Consider the following 9,364-nt stretch of genomic DNA (forward strand, 5'->3'; position numbering starts at 1 on the left):
AACAGGCAGGATCATCCAGTTGGGGCATCGCGCATTTGTCCGGATTCGTCGATGAGCCGCCCCATTCAACAGAAACGCCCCGTGCTGGGCATTGCCTTTGCTTACTCCCAGACATTGGCGCAAACCGCGCCGCCTGCTTGAAACTTCTACCTGCGACGATGGCTGCCACGACCACACAGATTCGACGCCAACCGGCCCACCAACCGGAAGGCCCTGCCGACCGCCCGGACGACAGCGCGCGACAAGCCGCGCCCGCCGTCATGCCGCCGGGCCTGCGGCACGCGGACGACAGCAGGCCTGGCTATACGCGCAAGCGTGAAAAAGACGGCTTCAGGTATTTCGATCTGGCGGGCGAGCGCATCGACGACGAAGCTGAAATCAAGCGCATCAATGCACTCGCCATTCCGCCCGCTTACGAAAACGTCTGGATCTGTCCCGACCCGCGTGGCCATATTCAGGCGACGGGCCGTGATGCACGCGGGCGCAAGCAATACCGTTATCACGCACGTTGGCGCGAAACACGCGACGCCGACAAATACGAACGCATGGCGCAATTCGGCCGCGCCTTACCGAAGATCCGCGCACGCGTGGCACGCGATCTGAAACTGCCGGGCATGCCGTGCGACAAGGTCATCGCCGCGATCGTGCAGTTGCTCGACACCACGCTGATTCGCATCGGCAGTGCGGAATACGCGCGCGACAACCAGTCGTACGGTTTGACGACACTGCGCAAGAAGCATGTGAAGATCGAAGCCGGCCAGTTGCGTTTCAGGTTTCGCGGCAAGAGCGGTATCGAACACGACGTGACCGTGAACAATCCACGCATCAAACGCATCGTGCGCCGCTGCGCCGAACTGCCGGGCCACGAGTTGTTTCAGTACCTCGACGAAGACGGCACGCGCCGCACGATCGGTTCCGCCGACATCAACGACTATCTGCGCCGCGCGAGCAATGCCGACTTCACCGCGAAGGACTATCGAACGTGGGCCGGCAGCGTCTATGCACTGGCCGCGCTGCGGCGTTTGATGTGCAGCAACGCGGCGGAAGCGCGCCGCCATATCGTTGCGACCGTCAAGGACGTGTCCGTGTTACTGCGCAATACCCCGGCCGTGTGCCGCCGTTGCTACATTCACCCCGTGATAATCAGTGCGTTCGAGGCGGACGAGTTACAGAGTTTGCCGCCCGGCCAGGCACGCCGTGGATTGAGAGTGGACGAAGTGGCCTTTGCCGCCTTGCTCGCACATGCTGGCAAACGCGCGGCGCAGCAGGCGCGCAAGGCCGGCGCCAAGGACGGAAAGACGCGGGGGGCCGAGGTGACGGACACCGTCAACGGCTCGCTGACCACGCTGCTGAAAAAGTCGCGCGTGGTGCGTAAAGAAGCGGCAGCGAAGACCGACGCCAAGGCGGGTGCGCAAACCGCGCGGCGTGCCTGATCGCGCGCTGACTCGCGAACCGCCTGACGCATCCAAAACCGCGCTAACTCATTGACTCGCGCCTGAGGCCGCAGCCGCGCGCGGCATGCTTGCCGCGGCGGCGGCGGCCGCGCCGCTGCTCGTGTCCGCGGTGCTGCCTGTCGCCGCGTTACCGTTCATCACGCCGCTACTGCTCATCGCGGAACTCGCCCCCGTGCTGTCGCTGTCGGAGCGCTTGCACCCGGAAGCGGCTGTCAGCACGACGATAGCCGCCACCATCAACCTCTTTTTGCCCGCGCTGTCGTTGAATCGTTGTTTCATCACTGCCTCCCTGATTGAGCGGGCGAACCCGTTCCCGCGATAAAGCGAGCACGGCTCCGCCTGCCTTCACTCACTTTTAGCGTTTCTTAATGGCCCTTGGTATCGCTGCTCGCGTCGGCGCCCGGCATGTTGGTCGAATCGTTCATCGGTTTCTTTGTTTTTGATTTCGACGTGTGTTGCATTTTCGACGAGCCGGAACTCATCGCACCCGACGCCGGGTCGCCGCCAGCCGTCGGCCCCGCGGTCGCCGCGCCGTGCGCGTTACCCGACCCGCCGGTGCCGCCGTTGCCACCGTTACCATTGCCGCCGCCCGCCTGCGCGAAAGCGACGCCCGACATCGCGACAAGTGCCGACACGAGTAATGCTTTTGAATATTTCATAGGAAATCTCCCTGGATGTATGAACAGCAAGATTCATCCGCAAGGGCTATGCCTCCCGAAGTCGATAAGGTGGCCGCATGCGTGACATGTGGTCCGGCGTTCCGGCGAGTACGCGGCTAATGATCGAGCCGGGCGTTCCACTCACCTCTTTCGCATGTTTCCCGGTTTCCACCCGCCGCTGCATGCCTATCCGTTCCCCTCGCAGACGTAGACGAAATAATTTCAAATAACGCAGCATCCTCTACGCGCAGTCTGGACGCCTCGTTGCACACGTTGGACGCCTCGTTGCACACGTCGTTAAAACGACGCCCGCCGTCCACCGGCAACGCTTATCGAGCGGCACTGCGTTGGGGAGGAACGGCGGTTGCTGGTTCTCCGTACATCGAACCGGTAAAGGGGGAACATCATGCTCAACCAGACACAAACTCAAGGCGGCATGCGCCAAGGCCAGGGCGCCGGTATCATCGGCAAGGGCAGTGCGAGTGCCGACGGTCCCGGTCCGGACGTGATGGCGGCAGCCACGCTCGACGGCAACAAGGTGATCAGCAGCGACGGCGAGGACATCGGCAAGGTCAAGGACATCATGCTCGACGTCGGCTCGGGCCGCATTGCGTATGTGGTGCTGTCGAGCGGCGGCTTTCTGGGCATCGGCGACAAGCTGCTGGCACTTCCGTGGAGCGCGCTGACACTCGATACGCAGCAGAAGTGCTTCGTCCTCGATATGACGGCCGAGCGCGTGAAAAACGCGCCAGGGTTCGATAAGGACCACTGGCCTGCCATGGCCGACCAGACATGGGCCACGTCGGTCCATCAGTACTACGGCAGCGAGCCGTACTGGGGACGCGATCGGTATGATCTGCGCGATGACCTGGGCGTCGGCGACATTCCAGCGGGGTCGTCGGATGCGCCAGAAGCCGGCGGCCTGAAGTTGTAGTCCGATCCGCACGCTGCACGGGCGTGGCGGGAAATCCGCTTCGTTGCTTGCAGCGTCGAGCTTCGCCTGCGGTAATGCGCACACGACGTGAAACAGGGAGGCGAAAGCATGCCCACCAGAAAAGCCGCCAGCAAATCGAAACGGCCGGTCACGCGCGGCAAGTCGGGACGTCCGCCACGTCAGCGGCATGCCCAGGCGCACGCCGCGCATCGCGCGAAGACCGCTGGCCAAGCCGGCGCGAAGCGTCCAAAAAAGTGGTCTCATCACGTAATGGAAACCAGCGATGCGATGGATATCGAGCACGATATTTTCAAAACCGGCAGCGCGGAGTCGATCGCGAAATCGCTCAAGCAGTCTTCGACGCATAGCCGCCGCCGCAAGGGCACACCGTTCCAGTCGGCCATGTCGATGCTGAACTTCTACATCAATCGCGCCGGCAGGAATCTGCCGAAAACGCGCCGCGATACCTTGCAGCGGGCCAAACGCAAGTTGCGTGAAGCGTTCGGGCGCGCGCCTTGAGCGCGCAGGCGCGCCCTTGAAGTGACGCGCGGGGTTGATGCATTCGGCAAGCGCCCTCACCCGGCCGCGCATGCACCGTCGTTCGCATGCAGGCCTTGACCGGACGTTCATGCACGAAACACTGTGGTTTCTCATCGTCGGCGCCGTGCTCGTTTTCATGGGCCTGGCGGCGACCACCCTCCGGCGGCTGCCCGTTAGCGCCGCGATGTTCTACCTCGCCATCGGCTATGCGCTCGGGCCTCCCGGCCTCGATCTGTTGCGCCTCGATATCGTCGCCCAGGCGCATCTGCTGCGAACCATCACCGAAGTCGCGCTGCTGGTCTCGCTATTCGCCATCGGTCTGCGTTTGCGGCTCGGCGTATTCGAGAAGCTCTGGACCGTGCCCCTGCGTCTCGGCTTCCTCGCGATGCTGGCGACCATTCCCCTGCTCACGCTGTTCGGCGTGGTCGTGTTGCATCTCGGCTGGGGGCCGTCGCTCGTGCTCGCGGCCATCCTCGCGCCGACCGATCCCGTGCTGGCCCACGACGTCCAGGTCCACAATCCCGGCGATCACGACCTGCTGCGCTTCGCGCTGTCCGGCGAAGGCGGCTTGAACGACGGCATCGCCCTTCCTTTCGCGATGCTAGGCCTCGCGATCTGCGCGGCGCCCACCACTCCGATCGGCGACGTGCTGACCTTCAGACTCGCCGGCAGCATGGTCTGGGGTGTGGCGGGCGCGATCGCGATCGGCGGCGTGCTCGCCTGGGCCACCACGCACGCGGTTGCCTGGTTGCGCACGCGCCATGCGCAGGCGCTCGGACTCGAGGGCTTCTTCGCATTGGGCCTGATCGAACTTTCGTTCGGCGCCGCGCAACTCGCGCATACCTATGGCTTTCTCGCGGTATTTGCCGCCGGCGTCGCGATGCGCCGCGTCGAACATCGCGCGAGCGGCGGCGTGTCGGCTCGCCAGGCGATCGGCACAGTCGATTCGGAAGACGTCGAGGCGACCGCGGCGCATCCCGGCAAAGCGCACGCGTATATGACGGAATCGGTGATGGGCTTCACGATCGAACTCGAGCGCATCGCCGAGGTCGCGGTCATGGCGATGGTCGGCAATGTGCTCGCCACGCTGCAAGTCCCGCTTGTCACGTGGCAAACGGTCGCGCTTACCCTTGCGCTGTTCGTGGTGGTGCGGCCTGTGTCGGTGGAATTGTCTCTGCTGGGTTCGAGCGCAACGTCCACGCAGCGGCGTCTGATGAGCTGGTTCGGGATCCGCGGCATCGGCTCGTTTTACTACCTGGCGTACGCGCTCGAACATGGAGAGGCGTCCGACGTCACGCCCTTGGTGCCGCTCACGCTGGCGGTCGTCGCGGCTTCAGTCGTGATTCATGGTGTCTCGGCGACGCCGCTAATGAACTGGTATCACCGCTTGCGTAGCCGCGAACGCTAGTGCCCGGCAGCCGATCGTGCCGGCTGGCCTTGCCAACTCAATCGAAAATTGGAGCCGCTAGAATACGGGACCTTCATGCCGCAACAGCCCCCTTCCTCATTCGATGACCGCTCCCGACGATTCACGGCGTGCCGCACGGACAAGCGCCGCCAACTCGCTATTTGGTTTTCTCAAGACGCTGCCGTTGCGCGACCGCCTGCTCGAAGGCAGCGTGATGGCCGCGCAGGCCGTGGCCGGCGGAAGTCTTGCATTCGTGATCGGCCGCTGGCTGCATACCGAGCAAGCCTTCTGGGCGGCGATTACGGCGATCGCGGTCAGCCAGCATAGCTACATCGACACGCGCAACCTCTCGCGCGATCAGTTTATCGGCGCGATGGTCGGGGCCGTTTGCGGCCTGATCGGCGCGACGTTGGGCGGCGACTATCTGGCGGCGTACGCGGCCACGGTGGGCGCGGCAATCCTGATTTGCTGGGTCGTGAACGTGGGCAGCGCGGCGCGGCTGGGCGGCATCACCGCGACCATCATGCTGCTGGTGCCGGGCGTCGGTTCGCCATGGGACCGGGCCGTGCTGCGTCTCGGCGAAGTGACGCTGGGCACCGTCTGCGCGTTGCTGGTGACCTTGATCATGTCGTGGATCGAGAAGCGCTGGTTCGGCAGACCCGGCGCGGCTTAACGGACTTGCTGATCGCTCGCTTGCGGTTGACGCCGGTAACGTCCGGGCGTCACCCCGACGCTCTGCTGGAACGCCTTGCCGAACGCGGCTTCAGACTGGTACCCCACCGCTTCGCCGATCTCCGCGGCGCTACGCTGCGTGCGCAGCAGCAGATCGCACGCGATCGTCATGCGGATCTGCGTGAGGAAATCCATCACCGTCATGCCCGCGCGCTCGTTGAAGTGGCGCGCGTACGTCGCGCGGGACATCGCCGCGAGTTCACCGAGTTCGGCGATGGTCCAGGCCCGCTCAGGGGCGCTCAGCATGCCTTGTACTGAAGCACCCAGACGCGCGTCGGCCAGCAGCGCCAACACGCCGGAACCGGAGGCAGGCTGTTCGCCGTGCACGCGCAAGGCCATCGCGAAGAGCGCCTGACTCAACGCCGTGACGATTGCGAGCGCGCCGGGCTGACGGTGTTGCGCTTCGTCGCGCATCAGTGCGATCAACGTCTGCAATGCACCGAGCGATGGCACGCCGCCGAGCGACACATGGAACGGATCAGGCAGCGCATCGAGCAACAAAGCCGAGGAACCGGGTGCGTAGACAAAGCGGCCGCATAGGAGATCGAGATCGGGGCGCTCATCTGCGCGGCCGTCAGTACGACCTTCAGTTAGACCTTCAGCGCGACCGTCATTGCGGCGCACAGGCAGCATGCCGTCATGACCTGACGCTAGCGGTGCGGTAACGGCTCCGCGGCCCACGTCGCGCAGCCGATGCGCCACGCCGCGCGGAAACAGCAGGAAATCTCCGGCGTTGAGCGTAAGACGCGCGCCGCCCGCGGGTTCGACGACACATGCACCGCCGAGCACCAGATGAAAAGGCGCAATACCCGCCTCCAGAGGCGCATGGTCGATATCGAAGCCGCCCGTGAGCAGACAGCGCAGGTCGAGGCTCGCCTGCAGCCTGGCAACGTCGATCAGTCGGCTAAGCGTGTCCATGAGACGATCGCGCTAAAAGTTGAGCGAAGCGAGTATTCAGGATATCGCGGCACAGCGCAATACTTTGTCCAACGGCACCGGCACCCGCCGGGTCGCGGCAAACAAAGGAGCACTGTCATGTTGAACTGGATCGATTACCGCAAGGAACTGTTCGGCCGCATCGGCGAGATCGCCAGATTGTCGCCGGATACCGCGAGAGGCTATCAGGCGCTGTCGAACGCGGGCCAGAAGGCCGATCTGCTCGGCGCGAAAACGCGCGAGCTGATTTCGCTCGCGGTGGCCGTGACGTTGCGATGCGACGGCTGTATTACCGTGCACACCGCCGAAGCGCTGAAACACGGCGCGACACGCGAAGAGATCGCCGAAGCGCTGGGCGTGGCGGTCGCCATGAACGCGGGCGCCACGATGGTCTACTCGGCCCGCACGATGGACGCTGTCGCCGCTTATCAGGCGGACAGCAAGCCGGCGGCGTGAAGCAAGCGGTTGGAGCGAAGCGGCGTGGCGGCACACGGTCCGCGCCGCCTGAACGCACACCATAGCGTGCACATTTAACCCGTCGCATTGCCACGCGCCATGGCGCTTGCGCTGTACGCGGCAAGCCGCTGCGCAAGATCCACGCCCAATCCATTACCGCTAGCTACAAGGCAGATGGCGCAGGCGGCGATCTCAACCTAGCGTTGTACCGGATGACGCGCCTCTTCAAGCTGTTTACGGCGCCCTTCACCCTGACGCTCCAGCATCCAGCCCGGATACTCCGCGGGCAGCGTGCTGACCTTGTCGAGCTTCGCCAGTTCGTCGGCGGTGAGCGCGACGCCGGTGGCGGCGATGTTGTCGTCGAGTTGCTCGACTTTCTTCGCCCCGACGATCACTGAGGTCACCACGCGTTGATGCAGCAGCCACGCGAGCGCGATCTGCGCCACCGACACGTTCTTCGCCTCGGCAATGTCGCGCATCACGTCGATACAGTCATAAGCGCGCTCGCGATTGACCGGCGGAAAGTCGAACGTCGTGCGACGGCTACCCGCCTCGCCCTGCTGCTCGCGCCCATATTTGCCGCTCAGCAGGCCGCCGGCGAGCGGACTCCACACCATCAGTCCAAGACCTTCGCTTTGCAGCATCGGCACGAGTTCGCGTTCGAGGTCGCGGCCCGCCAGCGTGTAATACGCCTGTAGGGTTTCAAAGCGCGCAAGGCCGAGGCGTTCCGCGACGCCCAGCGCCTTGACGATTTGCCACGCGGCCCAGTTCGACACGCCGACATAACGCACATGGCCATGCTGCACCAGCGTATCGAGCGCGCGCACGGTTTCTTCGATCGGCGTGGCCGGATCGAAACCATGGATCTGATACAGGTCGACGTGATCGAGTTGCAGCCGCTTCAAGCTTGCCTTGACACCGTCGATGATGTGATAGCGCGACGCGCCGCGCGCGTTCGGGAACGCGGCCGTCGGGCCGAATACCTTGGTTGCGACCACCACCTTGTCGCGCGGCACCTTGAGGTTCTTCAGCGCCTGTCCCGTGATCTGTTCCGACAGGCCCTCGGCATAGACGTCGGCCGTGTCGATGAAATTGATGCCTGCGTCGAGCGCCCGGCCGACCAGCCGCTCCGCGTCTGCCTGCTGCAGATCGCCGATCTGCTTCCACATGCCCTCGCCACCGCCGAAGGTCATCGTGCCCATACATAGTTCTGAAACAAACACACCGGTACGGCCTAGCTGGTTGTATCGCATCGTCGGGACTCCGTCATCGATTCGTGTGGGAATAAGCCCTACAGGGTACTGCAGTTGGCGAGATCGGGCAGACCGTCGCTCGCGTTGGCACGAGAGACCTGACAAATGTTTCAAACTCCTTTCGATCCGACCGGCGATGCGGGGGCGCGCTGGGTCTGGTAGTCTGGATATCGCACGACGCGTCCCCATCTATGCAAGCATGACTCCGGCCTCGACATCCGCCACCGCCCTGGGGGCGCATCCTGATTCTTCGGCTTTCGATCCGGCCTTGCCGGCGGCTCGCCATGCCGCTGTGAGCCCCCTCACGGCCAACGCGCTGCGTGACTTCCATCCCGCGGTTGCGGGCTGGTTCCTGAAGACCTTCCCCGCTCCCACCGACGCGCAGGCCGCCGCGTGGCCGCAGATTCGCAGCGGGCGCTCAACGCTCGTCGCCGCGCCGACCGGTTCGGGCAAGACCCTCACGGCCTTTCTCTCCGCGCTCGACGATCTGGTGCAGCAAGGCCTCGCCAACGGCGGCGCGTTGCCCGACGAAACGCTGGTGGTCTACGTCTCGCCGCTGAAAGCGCTCTCCAACGACATCCGCCTCAATTTGCAGGTGCCGTTGCAAGGCATCGCCGCGGAGCTCGGCGCGCGCGGCCTGCCGCCACTCGACATCCGCACCGCGGTGCGCACCGGCGATACCTCGCAACAGGAGCGCAACGCGCTAAAAAAGCGCGCGCCGCACATTCTCGTCACCACGCCGGAATCGCTGTACGTGCTGCTTGGTTCGGACTCCGGCCGGCGCATGCTGTCGACGGTGCGCACGGTGATCGTCGATGAAATTCATGCGCTCGCCGGCAGCAAGCGCGGCAGTCATCTGGCGCTCAGCCTCGAACGGCTCGACGCGCTGTGTCAGCGGCGCCTGCCACGTATCGGCCTCTCCGCCACGCAAAAACCCGTCAGCGCGGTCGCACGCTTTCTGGTGGGCGGCGCGAGCATCGAGAGCAGCGTTC

At 64.5% G+C, this 9,364-nt stretch carries 11 protein-coding genes; 8 read left to right on the forward strand and 3 right to left on the reverse strand.

Going from position 1 to position 9,364, the window contains the following annotated elements; translation table 11 throughout:
* The first annotated feature begins 158 nt into the window (after positions 1-158).
* Positions 159-1,433: a DNA topoisomerase IB gene (locus tag QOC89_RS05250; RefSeq protein ID WP_323044070.1), complete on the forward strand. Its 1,275-nt coding sequence runs from the start codon at positions 159-161 to the stop codon at positions 1,431-1,433.
* Between the two features lie 85 nt (positions 1,434-1,518).
* Positions 1,519-1,776 carry a hypothetical protein gene (locus QOC89_RS05255; RefSeq protein WP_323044060.1) on the forward strand — a complete coding sequence of 86 codons (258 nt, stop codon included), beginning with the start codon at positions 1,519-1,521 and terminating at the stop codon, positions 1,774-1,776.
* 43 nt (positions 1,777-1,819) lie between these two features.
* On the opposite strand, the gene QOC89_RS05260 is transcribed toward QOC89_RS05255, so the two are convergent.
* Positions 1,820-2,113, reverse strand: coding sequence for a hypothetical protein (locus QOC89_RS05260; protein WP_323044061.1), 294 nt, complete (start codon positions 2,111-2,113; stop codon positions 1,820-1,822).
* Positions 2,114-2,519: 406 nt separating this feature from the next.
* On the opposite strand from QOC89_RS05260, the gene QOC89_RS05265 reads away from it, so the two are divergent.
* The 4 genes from QOC89_RS05265 (at position 2,520) to QOC89_RS05280 (ending at position 5,668) form a co-directional block, all read left to right on the forward strand.
* On the forward strand, positions 2,520-3,047 hold the full coding sequence (locus tag QOC89_RS05265) for a PRC-barrel domain-containing protein (RefSeq protein WP_323044062.1): 528 nt from the start codon (positions 2,520-2,522) through the stop codon (positions 3,045-3,047).
* A 108-nt stretch (positions 3,048-3,155) separates the two neighbouring features.
* Positions 3,156-3,566 carry a DUF3175 domain-containing protein gene (locus QOC89_RS05270; protein WP_323044063.1) on the forward strand — a complete coding sequence of 137 codons (411 nt, stop codon included), beginning with the start codon at positions 3,156-3,158 and terminating at the stop codon, positions 3,564-3,566.
* 109 nt (positions 3,567-3,675) lie between these two features.
* Positions 3,676-4,995, forward strand: a complete 1,320-nt coding sequence (locus tag QOC89_RS05275) for a cation:proton antiporter (protein ID WP_323044064.1) — start codon at positions 3,676-3,678, stop codon at positions 4,993-4,995.
* 103 nt (positions 4,996-5,098) lie between these two features.
* The gene (locus QOC89_RS05280; protein ID WP_323044065.1) at positions 5,099-5,668 is read left to right on the forward strand and encodes an FUSC family protein; all 570 of its coding nucleotides are present in this window, start codon (positions 5,099-5,101) and stop codon (positions 5,666-5,668) included.
* Here the strand turns inward: QOC89_RS05280 and QOC89_RS05285 are convergent.
* Entirely contained in the window at positions 5,665-6,645 is a 981-nt protein-coding gene (locus QOC89_RS05285) for an AraC family transcriptional regulator (protein WP_323044066.1), read from the reverse strand. The genes QOC89_RS05280 and QOC89_RS05285 overlap by 4 nt on opposite strands.
* Positions 6,646-6,762: 117 nt before the next feature.
* Here QOC89_RS05285 and QOC89_RS05290 point away from each other — a divergent pair, with 117 nt between their 5' ends.
* Complete coding sequence (locus tag QOC89_RS05290; protein WP_323044067.1) at positions 6,763-7,119, forward strand: carboxymuconolactone decarboxylase family protein; 357 nt, start codon at positions 6,763-6,765, stop codon at positions 7,117-7,119.
* A gap of 197 nt (positions 7,120-7,316) precedes the next feature.
* Here the strand turns inward: QOC89_RS05290 and QOC89_RS05295 are convergent, their stop codons facing one another.
* Entirely contained in the window at positions 7,317-8,372 is a 1,056-nt protein-coding gene (locus tag QOC89_RS05295) for an aldo/keto reductase (protein WP_323044068.1), read from the reverse strand.
* Positions 8,373-8,571: 199 nt separating this feature from the next.
* Between QOC89_RS05295 and QOC89_RS05300 the strand changes: the two genes are divergently transcribed.
* Positions 8,572-9,364: DEAD/DEAH box helicase (locus QOC89_RS05300; protein ID WP_323044069.1), on the forward strand; the 793-nt coding region annotated here is incomplete at its 3' end.

It is taken from the genome of Paraburkholderia sp., assembly GCF_034668105.1.
Lineage (GTDB): Bacteria > Pseudomonadota > Gammaproteobacteria > Burkholderiales > Burkholderiaceae > Paraburkholderia.

What these genes read in the sequence shown, in the direction of transcription:
- QOC89_RS05255 (WP_323044060.1), top strand. Translation starts at nt 1,519, where the DNA reads ATGCTTGCCGCGGCGGCGGCGGCCGCGCCGCTGCTCGTGTCCGCGGTG.
- QOC89_RS05250 (WP_323044070.1), top strand. Translation starts at nt 159, where the DNA reads ATGGCTGCCACGACCACACAGATTCGACGCCAACCGGCCCACCAACCG.
- QOC89_RS05260 (WP_323044061.1), bottom strand. Translation starts at nt 2,113, where the DNA reads ATGAAATATTCAAAAGCATTACTCGTGTCGGCACTTGTCGCGATGTCG.
- QOC89_RS05275 (WP_323044064.1), top strand. Translation starts at nt 3,676, where the DNA reads ATGCACGAAACACTGTGGTTTCTCATCGTCGGCGCCGTGCTCGTTTTC.
- QOC89_RS05295 (WP_323044068.1), bottom strand. Translation starts at nt 8,372, where the DNA reads ATGCGATACAACCAGCTAGGCCGTACCGGTGTGTTTGTTTCAGAACTA.
- QOC89_RS05285 (WP_323044066.1), bottom strand. Translation starts at nt 6,645, where the DNA reads ATGGACACGCTTAGCCGACTGATCGACGTTGCCAGGCTGCAGGCGAGC.
- QOC89_RS05265 (WP_323044062.1), top strand. Translation starts at nt 2,520, where the DNA reads ATGCTCAACCAGACACAAACTCAAGGCGGCATGCGCCAAGGCCAGGGC.
- QOC89_RS05280 (WP_323044065.1), top strand. Translation starts at nt 5,099, where the DNA reads ATGACCGCTCCCGACGATTCACGGCGTGCCGCACGGACAAGCGCCGCC.
- QOC89_RS05290 (WP_323044067.1), top strand. Translation starts at nt 6,763, where the DNA reads ATGTTGAACTGGATCGATTACCGCAAGGAACTGTTCGGCCGCATCGGC.
- QOC89_RS05270 (WP_323044063.1), top strand. Translation starts at nt 3,156, where the DNA reads ATGCCCACCAGAAAAGCCGCCAGCAAATCGAAACGGCCGGTCACGCGC.